The organism is Achromobacter sp. HZ34, assembly GCF_002209485.1.
In the GTDB taxonomy this organism is placed as follows: Bacteria; Pseudomonadota; Gammaproteobacteria; order Burkholderiales; family Burkholderiaceae_B; genus Bordetella_C.
In genome coordinates, this window is record NZ_NJIX01000006.1 from 74053 (window position 1) to 89152 (window position 15100).

A 15100-nucleotide genomic window follows, 5' to 3' on the forward strand; every position below is an offset into this window, starting at 1 on the left:
TGAAGTCGCGTATCTGGAAGCGGGCGTCGTTCGTAGTAACGGACCTATCCAGATAGGTTCCAAGGGCTCGTCCTGAGGCGGATGGAACTAAGTTTTTTCTTGCTTGGAACCGACGGCGATAGCTGGCGACATACCGTTCAAGCCCGTCCCTCCGGGGAACGGGGTCCCACAAGTGGACGACTCACTTTCACGCAATTTTTATATTAGGTGGCGAGATGGCAGACATCCGCAATTCCAGTTTCAACGACGTTGCCTTGATGCAGGCAGCGTTTGTCGCAGGCGGCAGCAATCCGGCCAATTTCACCGGGCTGACGGGTGATTCGGAAGCACTCGACCAAGAACTTCGTGACCTTCTTCCCGCTGATCCTGGCACGGACGACGACGCTCCCGCGCCTGGCTTCACCACGCGTCCCGCGCATGCCGCGGGCAAGGGCGCCGGTCATGGCGCGCAAGGCGCCGGCAAAGGCATGAAGGGCCAGGCTGGCGAACAGCAGGGGCTGCGTGATGAAGGTGGCGCCGGCGCCAAGGGCAAGCATGAAGGCCAGGGCACGGAGCGGCAGGGTGCCGATACGGGCGCGCCCAGGAGCAGCGCCGGCAGGGAAGGCGCGGCCAAGGAAAACCCTGGCAGGGAAGGCGCTGGCAGAGACGGTGCAGGTCAAACGGGTACCGGCAAGGACAAGGCCGGCCCGCCGATGGCCACCGCCAGCCAAGGAAATGCACAGACGCAAAAGCGCGGCAGCCCGGCGAGTGGCCAGGCAAGTCAGGGCGCGCCTGCAGGCGCGGCCAACCTGGCCGCGAACAAGATGTCTCATCAACAGCCCCGGCCAGCGCTGGCCCAGGGCGGCGCCAATGTGGGCATCCCTACCCCGGGGCCAGAGCAGCTTGTTTCCCCATCGATCGGCCAGGCGCCGGCCGGCACCCCGCCGCCAGGCACCCCGCCCCTGCCAGGCGCCAGCCTGGCGCAAGCGACAGGCGCCATGTCGGCCCCGGCGTCCGCGCAAGCCGCTGCCAAGCTTGCGGCCCAGCATGCGGTGTTGCTGCCGCAGGCCCTCGCATCCCAAGGTCCAGGCGACCTTCACCAGCGGCATGCAGCGAAAGGGCCCGGCAAGGATGCCGTGGAAGAGCGCGCGGAAGAAAGCACCGAGGACAGCACGGAGGGAACGGTCACCAGGGGCAGCAGGAAGCGCCGCATGGCACCCCCCCCGCTCACGGGCAAGCAGTCGTCGGATTCGAATTCGAATTCAAATTCGGACGCGAGCGGTGGCGACGGCGGCGGTTCGGACGAAGGGTACGCGTCCGGCCAGGATTCTGTCACTGACTTTGCCAACCCGGGCAAACCAGGCCCGCGGCGCAAGCGCGAGGCGGTGGCGTCGAACGCGGCGGCCACGGAGGCGCCGGTTGCCGACGGTAAGGCCAGCGTGCCCAAGATCAGCGTGGGAGACGTGGATCCCGAGAGGATAAGAAGGATTTTCGCAAACCTGGCTGCCAAGGCGTGGGACGCCAGTACCGACGAGAAGGCCGGGACGGTAGGCAGCTACAGGAACATGCAGGAGCTGCTGGGGCAAATCATGGCAGCGGTGCCTCCCGGTGCCTTCGACGATCCCAGGTTTCCGAACCTGAAGCGGCAGTCCAAGCTGCTCGACAGTTATCTGGGTATCAAGGCAGAGCGCCGCCTCAACCCGGACAAACCGAGTGATCCGCTCGGCGCGCGGTACCTGAGCGCCGCCGACTCCAAGCTGGCGGCCGCGATCGCTACCGGCGATGTGTTCGAAATCGTCTACGCGATCATGAGCGTGATGTTCGGCAGCGCGATGGAAAACACGCGGCAAAGAGCCCTCAAGGTCAGGGAGATCAACGCCGACCAGGAAAGAATTCGCAGCGCCCAGCAGCTGGTGCGGACCCTGGGCCAAGGCTTCAAGCCCGGGGCGGACGGCAAGACCAAGCTCAAGGACAAGGGTAGCGGTATCTCGGAGGCTGATCTCAACAAGCAGATCCTGGAGGCCCAGACGACGCTCAACGAGATCGGCTGGGATCCAAAGACGTATGCCGGCGGCAAGGGAATCTCCAAGGAAACGACCAAGCAGGAGTTGGATGACCTGATCTCCAACATGGATTCGAAACTGACTTCATACAACAACATGAACAGTATCGAGACCAACGACCTGACGCGTGAAGCGCAAGGCGCGCAAGCGTATCTCACCGGTATGAACAGCATCCTTACCAAGGAGAACCAGGCCCTCAACGGCATCGCGACGAGCCTGGCTCGATGACCGCGCAAATAAACAAGGAGGCCGTGGCCGCCGCCGCTGCAAGCCTGCGGGAAACCATGGCGAAACTTGCGCTGGAGCAGGGCAGGCAGCTGACGCCGGCCCTGCGCAAGCGTCTCTACGAGCAGGGGCACACACTTTACGAGGCTGCCCGCTACGAGGAGGCCTACGCGGTGTTCGTGCAACTGATCGCGGAAGACCCCTTCAATCCGCTGGGATTGAAGGCCGCGGCGGCGGCGGCGCAGGCCCAGGGCAAACACGAAGTCGCCCTTGGCTTCTATGTGCCTTTACTGATGACGACGGAAGACCCTGTGAATCTCATGCATTTCGCCGAATGCCTGCTGAAGTTGGGCAAGACGGAGCAAGCCAGGGAAGCACTGGACCTGGCGCAATTGCAATGTGTCGGCGAAGAACATGGCGCGGTGCGGGAGTACTGCGCCACCCTTCAGCGCCAGGTATCCCGGTGCTGAGTATCAAGCAATCGAAGTTCTGATTATTGGAGAAAGCCATGTTAGCTATTCAACGCCCTTATACGGACTCATCTGTCGCTCCGGTGCTTGCTCCGGGCTCTGGTGAATCCAAAGACAATCCCGGCCTGGCGGGCCTGGCGGGCCTGGCGGGCAGATTCGACGATACCCTCAGCTATGAGGCCCTGCTGGGCGGCGTCATCATTCTCGCCACCCTGGCCGGCATGAACAATGACAACGACCTGCGCAAGCAGATCGAGAATGGGAACGAGGCCGGTCGTCGCGCTGCCGACGAGGCGGAGAAGGCGTCGAAATGGCGGTTCTACTCCGGCCTGGCCGGCGCTGGTGTAGCAACCGTTGCCGCCGCTTACGCCATCAAGTCCGCCATGCAGGCCGCTCCCGCGGCGAAGAACGAAATCGCCGCCAACTTGAATGTGAAGGATGCGATGGCAAGCGAAAAGATGGCCGGCGACCAGGCCAGGGCGTCCGTGCAACAGGCCGAGCAGTCGCGCGCCAAGGCCAAGGCGCTGCAGGAGTCGCAGGCCGCCGACCTGGAGAAAACATCGACGGACGGGCAGGGCGCGCAGGACGCAATGGAGAAGAATTCCGCCGAAATAAAAACGCATCTGGACGCTGCCGAAAAAGCCGATGCGGATGCTATCGAGGCGCAGGGTAAGGAAAGAGACCATGCGCATGACCGAACAATGGCAACGATGGATAGCTCGACCGCTTCCGCGCAACGCAACCAGCACCTGGAAAATTCCCGGACCGGGTCGACCGTGGCGAATGCGGCCAATGCAGCGGCTTCGACGGGGGGCGCCTTCGGCGGCGTCTACGATGCGGAAAAGGTCAGGGCGGATGCGGACAAGAACGAGGCGGATGCAAGGAACGGGCTGTCTGCATCGGCCAAGCAAGGCATGCTGGGGCAGGCGAACGACATGATCGGCAATCAGAAGGTCATGAACAACGCCTCCGTGCAAGCCCTGCAGGCCCAGATGCGCTTCTGACGTCCGGGGGAGGCACTATGTTATCCATGGGAACTGCAGGAGCAACGGCTCCGTTTACCTTGCTGGGCGTCCCCGGCGTGAACATGCCGCTCATTGGTGCCGCGCAGTCGTCGCTGAACGGCTTGGCTGGAGAGGATACGCAAGACTTCCCCTCTCTCCAGGAGCAGGCGCCGCTATCGAACGGCAACGGCGCCCCCTCGCTGCCCGGGCGCTATACGAGCGCGGAGGAAGCCAGGTGGGCGACGATGGACATCATGGCCATGTTGCCGGCGATCGACCTGCTGATCGGGACGGGTTTCAGCCAGCGGATGAGCGATGGCAGCAAGAGCCTGAAAGCCAGGCTTGAGTCCAACGAAGCCATGCGGGAAAGCTCGAACCTGAAGCGCGCGGAGGAGCACAAGAAGCGCGCCGAGGCGCAAAATAAGAGTTTCTGGGCACGCATAGGCTCGCTGATCTCGGATGTCGTGACGACGGTCTTCCTTGCCGTGGCCGTCGCCGCCTCATTTGTGTCGGGCGTCGGCGTGGTCGCCAGCCCCTTGCTGATCGCCATGTTGTGCGCCTCGGTCGTGGGGATAGTCGAGAAAACCGTGCAATTCGCGGTCGACGAGAACTTCACGTTCATGAGCGGGTTCAGCTCGGTGGCGAAAGCCATCATCAAGTGGGCTGGTGGCTCCGATGAATTTGCCGAAAAGTTGGGCAATGCCATCGGCGCGGCCCTGGTGATCGCGACAGTCGTGGGCGTCATCAACGATCCCTCGGCGGTGGGGCAACTGGTCTCCAATGAGCTGAAGCTCGTTGGCGTACCGGACGAAATCGCCGACGTCGTGGACCAGGTGATGACCATAGGCGCCACCATCGGGATCATGGCCTTTTCGTTCTACGGCGCGAAGGCGTCCGCGTCCTCCATGGGTGGCTTTTCAAAATTGGCGTCCAATTTGAAAAGCGGCGTGAACGTCAAGAACTTCGCCGTGGCAAGCGATGCGGGCGGACAACTCTTGAGCGCCGGCACGGGGGCCGCGGTGGGCGTGATGAATGGGACAGCCACCTGGGACTCTCGCGACGCGGACAAGATCGCCATCCAGGCGCAGATTCTGCAGGCTGAGTTGAAGGCAAGCGACCGCTACGGCTCGGTCGAATCCGACACCCTGAAGCGTAGTGCGGCGAGCTTCAACGTGTGGCGCGAGGCATACGTCACGATGCTCGGTGGGCACGGCGACATGCTGCGACGACTGACCGGCTCCGTCTTTGGGGATGTGCCGGTCGGGGCTTGACCGCTGTCGTGAGCGGGGGGAAAGCGTTATTGCGATTCGCTTTCTGTCCGGCCCCCGTGCTGTCTTTCCCCTCAAGACCCATCAGGCGCCTGGCCGCGTTCGATGGGTCTTTTTTACGTTGTGGAAGCATAAGAAAAATCGCCTCATCTGCACGGTTCAGACATTTTTTTATCTTCTTTACATCTCCAGGTGGAACCAGAAGGGGGTTGTTCTTTCCTGATGAAGGTTGCGTTCGCGTAAATAACGAGTGAACGCCCTTCGAAAAGTGACTTCCCGACCGAAGCGAACACAGGGAACGCATTTTTCTCCCCCCAATTCAAAACTAAATTCGACTATGAGCGCCCAAGAAAATTTCAGGGCTTCCATCTCGCGGATCACGCTTTTGGAGCCCAACCCAGGTGGCCTGACGCCGTCGGTGACTTCCACTTCGCTGCTGCCCAAGACCGGCAGCGCCGATGGCGTCGCAACGCAACGTTTTGCCGAAATCATGAATGCCGGGCAGCGCGCGGGACACGTGAGCGCCGCTGCCCCGCTGCCGGCGGCGGGGCCAGCGGTCAACCCGCCCGCGGCCAGCCCGCAAGCAGCCAGCCTCTCAGTCCCCGGCGCGTCCTCCGTGTTCCGTAGCGCCGCCGCACAGCATGTGGCACTGGCCGGGACGCCGCCCAGGAATGCCGACGCGGTGAGGCAACGCTTCATCGACACGATGAACTCGGCGCAAAAGCTGGAGCGGGGCGATGCCAAGACGGCGTCTCCGTCGGGGCGTAGCACCGCGACCACGGCGGCTGACACGGGGATCGGGGCCGGTGCCGCCGATGCCGCCGACGCCGACGAGCCGAACCAGCCCGTCGGCTTGAAAGGTGGCATCTCTTCGCTGTTCGGAAAAATCTCAGCCATGCATGCGGATCTGGATAAGCGCATCGTCGATCCGGCGTCCTATAGCAGTGCCGCCAGCATGATCAAGTTGCAGCGCATGACCGGGATGTATTCGATCTATTTCGAGACGCTGTCCAAGGCCGTATTCAAAGTCGTGCGCGACGCGGATACCTTCATGAAGAGCAGTGCCTGATGTTGCGGCGGCTTATGGTACTCGTGCACGCCTGCCGGCGGCTGGGCGGTCGGCGCCTGGGACGGGGGCGGTGGCTGCCGCTCCTGTTCGCCTGCCTGACAACGTTGTCGGCCTGCAGCTCGGACGTCAACATCCTGACCGTGACCAGCGAGAGCGATGCCAATGAGGTGATGTCCTCGTTGCTGAACAACGGCATCACGCCGTCGCGCAGCACCACCAAGACTGGCATCGTCATCGCCGTCCCCAGCTCGGCCATGGCCAATGCGCTGGAGGTGTTGCGCCAGGCTGGCCTGCCGCGTGAACGTTTCGAGGGCCTGGGCAAGACGTTTCAAAAGGAGGGAATGATTTCCTCTCCGGTGGAGGAGCGTGCCCTTTACGTCCATGCCTTGTCGCAGGAACTGGCGAATACGCTGTCGAAGATCGACGGTGTCGTCGTGGCGCGCGTGCATCTGGTCCTGCCGGAGGCCGCGGGCGTGGATCGGGTGGCGACGCCGGCCAAGGCTGGCGTGTTCATCAAGTATCACGCGGATCAACCGCTGGACGCGGTGCTGCCGCAACTGCGCACCATGATCACCCATGCCATTCCCGGCTTGACCGCGGACAACGTCTCCGTTGCGCTGGTGCCGGCGACGACGGGAAAGGAACCCGTGAAGCCGACGCCGGGCAAGGACATCATGGGCGTGACGGTGGCGCCCGAATCGGTCGCGAAAATGGAATTCATCATCGGCGGCCTCTTGCTCGCGGCTTTGGTGTCCATCGGTGCCGGCGGCTTGTTCTGGTGGCGCCACGGCCGTGGCAGGACCGAGGCGCGCCAAGACAAGAACAGTGGCAAGGGCAAGGATGGCGAGGCCGGCAAGACGGCAACGCCGGCCTCCGGCAATCAGGACAGGGAGGCCTCGCGCGTATGAGCAGTTCGTCGGCGCACGCCCTGATCTTCGACGCGGTCTGGTGGCAGTTCAATATGCTGCCCAGCGCGACCCTGCACCAGAGCCACTGGCAGGCGTATCCCCCCGGCCCCGCGCTGGCGGCCATGCAAGCCAGGCCTGATCTGGCGAACGTATGGCATCGCCACTGGTCGCGCCACATCCTGCAATGCCTGGGCATGTGGGAGCGGCCGGCGTCGCCCGCAGCCGGCGCCGCGGACTGGCTGGTCGCCTATGGCTCGTCCGATCTGCGCTTGCTGGCCCGGCGCATGGGGGCCGTGTTGTGTGCGCCGCGCTTGCGCCGTTGCGTCTCGGGTGCGCTCGTGCGGGCACTGGCCGCGGCCATGGGCCAGGATCTGTATGCGCTGACCTTGCTGGGAGATGCCGCGCCCCATCCGGGCCTGGCGGGGCCGGCGTTCGACGATCCCGCGACGGCGCTGGAACAGATCGAATGGCTGGGGTGGGGCGCCCTGCTGCTGGCCTTGGAAAATGAGGACGACGTGCTGCGCCTGCGCCTGGCCCTGCGCCTGCCGGCGGCGGCGATCGCGCCGCGGGGCCTGGCTGCGCCGCAGGCCCTGGCATTGGCCGAAGCCTTGGACGCGCGGGAGCGTACAGCATGAGATTCCGCGTCGTATGTGAATCGGCGCCCAGGGCGATGGGCGCGGCGCGGGTCGCGGCCGGCGGCAAGGTGGTGCGCGCGTCGGACTACTCGCGTTGGGTGCGGGCGAAACACGTGCTGGGCGAGGCTCGGGTCCAGGCCAAGGTGATACGCGACCACGCGCGCGAGGAGCACGTGGCGGAACGCGAGCGTGGCTATCAGGAGGGGCTGCGGGAGGCTCGTGCGGTGCAGGTGGCGGAGATAGACGCAACCCTGCGCCAGGCGCGCGCCTACCTGGACGCCATCGAGGGTGAGATGGTCGACCTGGTGATGGACTGCGTGCGCGAGATCATCGGCGAACTGGATGCGGGCGAGCGCATCGTGCGTATCGTACGCGGCGCGCTCGGGCGCGCCCGGCGGCAGAAGCAGGCCGTCTTGCGCCTGCATACGGACGATGTGGCCACGGTGCTGGCCTGGCGGGATGACCTGCTGGCGGAGTTTCCCGCGGTCGAAGACCTGGATATCGTGGCCACGGCACAGATGGCGCGAGGCGCCTGCCGGGTGGAGACGGAAATCGGCGTGATCGAGGCCGGCGTGGACGCGCAGCTGGCGGCGCTGGAGCAGGCGCTACGCCGGAGTGTCGAGCCGGAGATCGTCGTCGCCGCGGCCGGGCAGGATGGCGGGGGAGGGCACGATGATGAAACTTGAAACCATACTGCCCCGGCTGCGCGGGGCCCTGAGCGACATCCGCACGGTCCGCATCACCGGTCGCGTGACGCAGTCCATCGGCACCATCATCCGGGCCGCGGTGCCGCAGGCGCGCATCGGTGAAATATGCGAGTTGCGCAACCCGGACGACGGCACGGCGGTCCTGGCGGAGGTGGTCGGATTCGCAGCCGGCGCGGCGCTGCTCACGCCCCTGGGCGATATGTGCGGCATCGCCCCCACCACTGAAGTCATCCCGTCCGGCAAGACCATGACGGTGCCGGTGGGCCCGGCGTTGATGGGCCGCGTGCTGGATGGCCTGGGACGGCCGCTGGACGTCGCCGAGCGGGGCGCACTGGTCACCACCGATGTCTATCCGGTGCTGGCGGACGCACCGCATCCGCTGTCGCGCAGCGTGATCGACCGGCCCTTGCCCTTGGGCGTGCGGGTGCTGGACGGCACGCTGACCTGTGGCGAGGGGCAAAGAATGGGCGTGTTCGCCGCCGCCGGCGGCGGCAAGTCCACCTTGATGGGCATGCTGGTCAAAGGCGCCGAGGTCGACATCAATGTGATTGCCTTGATCGGCGAACGGGGGCGCGAAGTGGGCGAGTTCCTGCAGGACGAGCTGGGGCCGGAGATGCTCCAGCGCAGCGTCGTCGTGTGCGCCACCGGCGACAAGTCGCCCATGGAGCGCAGCAAGGCTGCTTTCGTGGCCACCGCGATCGCCGAGTATTTCCGCGACCAAGGCAAGCGCGTGCTGTTCCTGATGGACTCGGTCACGCGCTTTGCACGGGCCCAGCGCGAAATCGGCCTGGCCGCGGGCGAACCGCCCACGCGGCGCGGCTTTCCGCCATCGGTCTTCACCATGCTGCCACGCCTGCTGGAGCGGGCCGGCAACAACGACCGCGGTTCGATCACGGCGTTCTACACCGTCCTGGTCGAGGGCGACGACATGAGCGAGCCCATCGCCGATGAAGTGCGCTCCATCCTGGACGGGCACATCGTGCTGTCGCGCAAGCTGGGCGCCTCCAACCACTATCCGGCGGTCGATGTGCTGGCGTCGGCCAGCCGGGTGATGGGACGGGTGGTGCAGCAAGGGCATAAGGATGCGGCCGGCCGCGTGCGTGAGCTGATGGCGCGCTACCAGGACGTCGAGCTGCTGTTACGCATGGGCGAATACACGCCGGGTGCCGACCCCGATACGGATGAGGCGATCGAGAAGATGCCCGCGATCAATGCATTCCTGCGGCAGCGCGCTTCGGAGTCGCAGGACTTCGTCGATACCGTCGCGCAGCTGGAGCAGCTGGCCTTTGGCCACGCGTCCATGCCTTAAGGGAAAGGGAGAGCCGATGACCTTGTTGAAACGCCTGCTGAATTTGCGCGAAGCCCGGGAAAAGCGCGATGCGCAGTCTGTCCGGCACGCGCGCCATGCGCGGGCGCAGGCCGACGAGGAAGTCGCCACGGCGGAGCGCATCCTGGAACAGGGGCTGCTTGACGCACGCCGCGAAGGTGACGCCTTGTTCGACGGCATGCGCGGTCAGCTGTGGTCCTTGTCGGCAGTGCAGGGCATGCACGGCAAGCTTGAGTCCTTGCGGCAGGGTGCCGAAGCCCTGCGCGCAGGTGTGGCCGAGGCGGAGGAACAGCGCCAGGCCAGCCAGGAGCAGCTGGAGGCGACGCAGGCCGTCCATCGGCGCAGCCAGAAGCAGGTCGGCAAGACCAAGGAAATGCACACCGTGCAGGAACGTGAAATGGCGGCACAAAGAGAACGAAAAGAGGATCTGGAAATGGAAGAAATTGGCTCACTGCGCGCCTCATCGCGCGGTTCATTGCGTGGCTCCCCGCGGAGGTTCACGATATGACGACGACCAGACCCGTGGGTGGGGCAGCGCTGGGACCAGGCACAGGACCAGGTACGGGGCCAGCCTCCCCGGCGGCGTACGCGGCGCAGGCGCTGCGGCCCAACCCGCTGCCCAAGGCATCCGCCAACGATCGAGCCGACGGTACGGCCGCGCGGTCACCGGACAAGCCAGGGGCCGAGCGCCGGGATGTCCGCGGCCCTGATAACGGCGCGCGCGGCCGGCCGGTGGCCGACCCGGCGATGAACGAGGTGCTGACGAAGGCCGACCTGCGTGCGGGAGGGCGTGACGATCTCGACTACGCGGCCGGCATCTTCGCATCCCACTACCTGGACAAGGATCCGAACACCGCCGGCGATGACGGCTTTCCCGGCAATTCCGACGGTAGCGATAGCGGGGCCGCGCCAGCCGTGCATCACGACGCCCGACTGGATGCGCAGGCTACCCATGCCCTGCGTCCTCCAGTCCCCTTGGCTGCCACGCTGTCCGCCGATATCGTCAACCTGCTGACCGTCATCGACAAGGACGGCAGGCGCGCGGTGCGCATGGATCTGCGGCACGCCAGGCTGCCGAAGACGTCGGTCATGCTGGAGAACCTGCCCGAGCGCCTGCAGGTCACTTTCGAATGTGGTGAAGCGAGGGCGCTGGATCTGCTGGGCAAGGAAACCCCGCGCCTGGCCGAAAGCCTGGCGCTGCGCCGCCAGCGCGACTGTAGCGTGCTGGTGAATACGGCGCCGCCGCAGTCCGAAACGCGCTACCGGTCGGATGTGACGGGTGGCCACCCGGCGGCGCCGACGTCGGTATGAGCCCTCACGTGCCGGCGGTTCGCCCCTATCCCTTGCCACGCCTGGCCGCGGCCAGCGTCGCTGCGTACAACGCCCTGGCGCGTTACGGCAAGCAGTTGGACTGGCCGGCCCTGGACGGACGGGATGGACGCTGGCGCCTGAGCATAGGGATGGCGCCGGTGAGCGACGCCGCCCACGCGCCGGCGCTGCGGCTGCGGGCCGATGGCGCGGATGTGCGCCTGGCCGTTGCGCCCGCCGCGCTCGCGGCATGGCTGGAGGCTGCGTTCGCGGGCGTGGGCCGGGTCGATCTGGATCAGTGCGGCTGGGTCACCGATGCCGCGGTGGAGTGCCTGATCGACTTCCTGCGCCCGCGGCTGCGCGTCCTGGGTCTGCCGGCGGGCTGGCAACTGGGCCGGGACGACCGGCAAGCATCGTCATCCGCCGACATCGCCTGGCGCGGCAGCGTGCTGCTGGCGGCGCCCGCCGCCCAGGACGCCTGGACATTGGCGCTGCAGGCCGACGCCGGCGGCCTGGCTTTACTCGCGCGTTGCCTGCCGCGGCAGGCCGTCACGGGCGATGACGTCTGGCTGGACGACGTTCCCATCCCCATGCGCGCCATGCTGGGATACACCGACCTGACCTATGGCGACGTGCACCGGCTCAACGCCGGGGACGTGGTGTTGCTGGACCAGGAATTAGGCGGGAGCCGTGGCGAGATCTGCTTGCGTGCCCCCGATGGCCGGGCCCTGAGGCTGGCCGCGGTCACCCCGGATGTCGCGGGTGACCGGGCCGGCATGCCCGCGCCGTATTTGATAGTTGCGGATTGGATTTCGATCATGTCTCCAGAAGAGAAGGAACACTATCCGGAGGACGATGGTTCTCTGGATTTCGATGCATCGCACGTCAGTGACGACGATGATGCCGTCTACGAAGACGACGACGGTCACGGCGCGGGTCACGACGACGAGGCTGCCGGCCACGTTCTTGCGGACCAGGCCGGCAGCGACGCCATGGATGCCATTCCCATGCGTGTCGGCTTCGATCTGGGCGCGCGTGCCATGCCTTTGGGCGATGTCCGGCGCCTGCGCCAGGGCCAGACCGTAGTGCTGGACTGCGAGGTCGGCACGGCACCGGTGTCCATCCGCGCCAATGGACTCTGCATAGGCCACGGCGAGCTGGTGGAGATCGACGGACGCCTGGGCGTGCGCATCGTCAGCCTGCGGCAGAAGCGGGCATGACCGGCATCGATCCCATCGCGCTGCTCATGGTCGCGGTCGGGCTGTCGCTCATTCCCTTGACCGTCGTGCTGACCACGTCCTTCGTCAAGCTGTCGGTGGTGATGGTGTTGCTGCGCAACGCGCTGGGCCTGCAACAGGCGCCGCCCAATACCGCCATGTACGGGCTGGCGATGATCCTGTCCGTTTACATCATGGCGCCGGTATTCACACAGTCCTTCCAGAAGCTGGAACCGGTGGTCGCAACGCTGGAGCAGCCGGGCCCCATGGCGGACCGCCTGCCTGAAATCGGCAAGGCCCTGAGCGAGGGCGTGCAGCCGCTGCGCGAGTTCATGTTGCGCATCAGCAAGCCCGAGAACCGCGAATTCTTCCTGAAGACCGCTCACCGCCTATGGGGCGAGGAAGCCGCCAAGGACACCAGGCAGGACGACCTGATCATCCTGGCGCCGGCCTTCCTGGTATCGGAGCTGACATCGGCCTTCCAGATCGGTTTCCTGCTGTTCCTGCCCTTCGTCATCATCGACCTGATCGTCTCCAACGTGCTGTTGGCCATGGGGATGATGATGGTGTCGCCGATGACGATCTCCTTGCCGCTGAAGCTGTTCCTGTTCGTCATGGTCGACGGCTGGACGCGCCTGCTGCAGGGATTGGTGCTCACCTACACCTGAATACGAAGGGCTCATCGACCCATGTCCAATGCCGAATTTGTCTATTACATGAAGCAGGCCTTGTACCTGATCTTCTGGCTGTCCCTGCCGCCGATCGCCGTCGCGTCGGTGGTGGGTACCTTGTTCTCGCTGTTCCAGGCCCTGACGCAGATCCAGGAGCAGACGCTGTCCTTCGGCGTCAAACTGATTGCCGTGCTGGCCACCTTGCTATTGACCGGTGTCTGGATGGGCGGCGAGATCTACCAGTTCACCGTCATGCTGATGGCGCGCTTCGCGGCGATACGCTGAGCAGGATATCGCATGGAGGGTTCCTTCGAGAAGGAGTACATCTTGCGCGCCTTGGTCTGCCTGGTGCTGACCCAGGCCCGTATCGTGGCGATGTGCTCGTTCATCCCGGCATTCGGCCGCAACGCCTTGCCCGGCCGCTTGCGGGTGACGCTGACGGGCGTGCTGGGGGCTTTCACCTTGCCGCTGATGATGGCGCAGGCTCCCGAGAAGTTCAATATCGGGCTGCTGACGGTGATCCTGCTCAAGGAGGTCTTCGTGGGTATGTGCATGGGCTACCTGATGGCCGTGCCATTCTGGATCTTCGAGTCCATCGGCACTTTCATCGACAACCAGCGGGGCGCGGGCATCGCATCGATCTTCAATCCGGAGCTGGGCAGCGAAACCACGCCGCTGGGGACCCTGCTGGGGCGTGCCTACGCGGTGCTGTTCTTCACCACTGGTGGCTTCACGCTGTTCCTCACCGTGCTGTATGACAGCTATCGCCTGTGGGACCCCTGGAGCTGGTTTCCGGTGCTGCGCCTGGATGCGCTGCCGCTGTGCCTGGGCCAGGTCGATACGCTGTTGCGTTTGACGGTGCTGTATTCCGGCCCGGCCGTCATCGTCATGTTGTTGGCCGAGGTGGGGCTGGGACTGGCCAGCCGCTTTACCCCGCAGCTGCAGGTGTTCTTCCTGGCGATGCCGATCAAGAGCGCATTGGGGATTCTGATGCTGGCCCTGTACCTGCACGTCCTGGCGCAGTATGCGGCCGGCCTGGGCAGCGGCATGGGTGATGTGCTGGCCATCTTGCGGCCATATTGGGAGCCGCTGTGAGCGAAGCCAAGACCGAACCGCCGTCACACAAGAAATTGCGTGACTCGCGCAAGAAGGGTGACGTGCCCTATAGCAAGGACTTCAGCCAATCCATCCTGCTGGTGTCCCTGCTGGGCTATGCCTTGTTTGGCGGCGGCGCCTTGCTGCCCGCGCTGAAGGCACTGATGGAAGTGCCCACCGGCGTCTATGGCTTGCCGTTTCACCAGGCATTGACCGTGGTGGGGACACGTTGCCTGACGTTGATGCTGCAGATCACGCTGCCGTTCATCGGCATTCTGCTGGTGGTGGGTTTCATGGCGGACGTGCTGCAGGTGGGGTTCCTGGTGGCCTTCGAAAAGGTGAAGCCGTCCGGAAAGAAATTGAATGTGGTGGAAAACGCCAAGAATCTGGTCTCGGCCCGCAACCTGGTGGAGACCCTCAAGGCCGTCGTCAAGATCGTGGCGTTTTCCTGGTTCATCTATGTGTTGATCAAGGACGCCGTGCGGCCGCTGGCCTACGCGGGTTACGCGGGCATAGCGCCGTTCTTCGCGCTGGTATCGCAGCTGATGAAGAAGCTGCTGTTGTACGTCGCGCTGCTGTGCACCGTGCTGGCCGCCTTCGACTTCTCCTGGCAGCGCATGCAGCGCACCAAGCGTTTGCGCATGACCAAGCAGGAGGTCAAGCGCGAATACAAGGAGCAGGAAGGGTCGCCGGAAATCAAGCAGAAGCGTAAGCAGATACGCAACGAGAATGCCAATGACTCGACCCAGCTGGCGAAGAAGGCCACCGCGGTGGTGGCGAATCCCACGCACATTGCCATCGCCTTGTACTACGAGCAGGAGCGCACGCCTTTGCCGGTGCTGCTGGCCAAGGGGTGCGACGACGAAGCCCTGGACATGATCGCCGCCGCCAAGGAAGAGGGCGTGCCCATCATGCGCGACATCCCCCTGGCCCGCCGCCTGTATGCGGACGCCCCCGTGGAGGCCTACATCCCGACGGAGTTCATCGAACCCGTGGCGGCGGTATTGCGTTGGGCCCGCAGCCTGGATGGCGATGGCGCCGATGTGGACGGGGTGAGCGATGGAAAAGATGGGAACGATGTGAACGATGGGCAAACCGCGGAGCGGACAGATGGCGCTGCCACTGCCCACGACGAAAACAAAGACGACCGATAA

At 64.9% G+C, this 15100-nt stretch carries 16 protein-coding genes; all 16 read left to right on the top strand.

Features of this window, described 5'->3' with window-relative positions; translation table 11 throughout:
• Positions 1-215 precede the first annotated feature (215 nt).
• The 16 genes from CEY05_RS22625 (at position 216) to sctU (ending at position 15100) form a co-directional block, all read left to right on the top strand.
• On the top strand, positions 216-2270 hold the full coding sequence (locus tag CEY05_RS22625; RefSeq protein WP_088599529.1) for a hypothetical protein: 2055 nt from the start codon (positions 216-218) through the stop codon (positions 2268-2270).
• Positions 2267-2737 (top strand): hypothetical protein, encoded by a 471-nt coding sequence (locus CEY05_RS22630; RefSeq protein ID WP_088599530.1) that lies wholly within the window; start codon positions 2267-2269, stop codon positions 2735-2737. The genes CEY05_RS22625 and CEY05_RS22630 overlap by 4 nt, the downstream gene beginning before the upstream one ends.
• 38 nt (positions 2738-2775) lie before the next feature.
• A complete protein-coding gene (locus tag CEY05_RS22635; protein WP_143220579.1) occupies positions 2776-3741 on the top strand; it encodes a hypothetical protein in 966 nt (321 codons plus the stop codon).
• 59 nt (positions 3742-3800) lie between these two features.
• Positions 3801-5012, top strand: coding sequence for a type III secretion system translocon subunit SctE (sctE, locus tag CEY05_RS22640; RefSeq protein WP_088599532.1), 1212 nt, complete (start codon positions 3801-3803; stop codon positions 5010-5012).
• Between the two features lie 247 nt (positions 5013-5259).
• A complete protein-coding gene (locus tag CEY05_RS22645; protein ID WP_143220581.1) occupies positions 5260-6078 on the top strand; it encodes a hypothetical protein in 819 nt (272 codons plus the stop codon).
• A complete protein-coding gene (sctJ, locus tag CEY05_RS22650; protein ID WP_088599534.1) occupies positions 6078-6986 on the top strand; it encodes a type III secretion system inner membrane ring lipoprotein SctJ in 909 nt (302 codons plus the stop codon). The genes CEY05_RS22645 and sctJ overlap by 1 nt, the downstream gene beginning before the upstream one ends.
• The gene (locus CEY05_RS22655) at positions 6983-7621 is read left to right on the top strand and encodes a hypothetical protein (protein WP_088599535.1); all 639 of its coding nucleotides are present in this window, start codon (positions 6983-6985) and stop codon (positions 7619-7621) included. Before sctJ ends, CEY05_RS22655 begins: the two co-directional genes overlap by 4 nt.
• Positions 7618-8307 (top strand): HrpE/YscL family type III secretion apparatus protein, encoded by a 690-nt coding sequence (locus tag CEY05_RS22660; RefSeq protein ID WP_088599536.1) that lies wholly within the window; start codon positions 7618-7620, stop codon positions 8305-8307. The genes CEY05_RS22655 and CEY05_RS22660 overlap by 4 nt, the downstream gene beginning before the upstream one ends.
• Positions 8294-9637, top strand: a complete 1344-nt coding sequence (gene sctN / locus CEY05_RS22665; protein WP_088599824.1) for a type III secretion system ATPase SctN — start codon at positions 8294-8296, stop codon at positions 9635-9637. Before CEY05_RS22660 ends, sctN begins: the two co-directional genes overlap by 14 nt.
• 16 nt (positions 9638-9653) lie before the next feature.
• Positions 9654-10163, top strand: coding sequence for a YscO family type III secretion system apparatus protein (locus tag CEY05_RS22670; protein ID WP_158219390.1), 510 nt, complete (start codon positions 9654-9656; stop codon positions 10161-10163).
• Positions 10160-10966, top strand: a complete 807-nt coding sequence (locus tag CEY05_RS22675; protein ID WP_143220584.1) for a type III secretion HpaP family protein — start codon at positions 10160-10162, stop codon at positions 10964-10966. Before CEY05_RS22670 ends, CEY05_RS22675 begins: the two co-directional genes overlap by 4 nt.
• A complete protein-coding gene (gene sctQ, locus CEY05_RS22680; RefSeq protein WP_088599539.1) occupies positions 10963-12183 on the top strand; it encodes a type III secretion system cytoplasmic ring protein SctQ in 1221 nt (406 codons plus the stop codon). Before CEY05_RS22675 ends, sctQ begins: the two co-directional genes overlap by 4 nt.
• Positions 12180-12848, top strand: coding sequence for a type III secretion system export apparatus subunit SctR (sctR, locus tag CEY05_RS22685; protein WP_088599540.1), 669 nt, complete (start codon positions 12180-12182; stop codon positions 12846-12848). The genes sctQ and sctR overlap by 4 nt, the downstream gene beginning before the upstream one ends.
• Before the next feature lie 21 nt (positions 12849-12869).
• Positions 12870-13136: a type III secretion system export apparatus subunit SctS gene (gene sctS, locus CEY05_RS22690; RefSeq protein WP_088599541.1), complete on the top strand. Its 267-nt coding sequence runs from the start codon at positions 12870-12872 to the stop codon at positions 13134-13136.
• A 12-nt stretch (positions 13137-13148) separates the two neighbouring features.
• Positions 13149-13946 (top strand): type III secretion system export apparatus subunit SctT, encoded by a 798-nt coding sequence (gene sctT, locus CEY05_RS22695; RefSeq protein ID WP_088599542.1) that lies wholly within the window; start codon positions 13149-13151, stop codon positions 13944-13946.
• Positions 13943-15100: a type III secretion system export apparatus subunit SctU gene (gene sctU / locus CEY05_RS22700; RefSeq protein ID WP_158219391.1), complete on the top strand. Its 1158-nt coding sequence runs from the start codon at positions 13943-13945 to the stop codon at positions 15098-15100. Before sctT ends, sctU begins: the two co-directional genes overlap by 4 nt.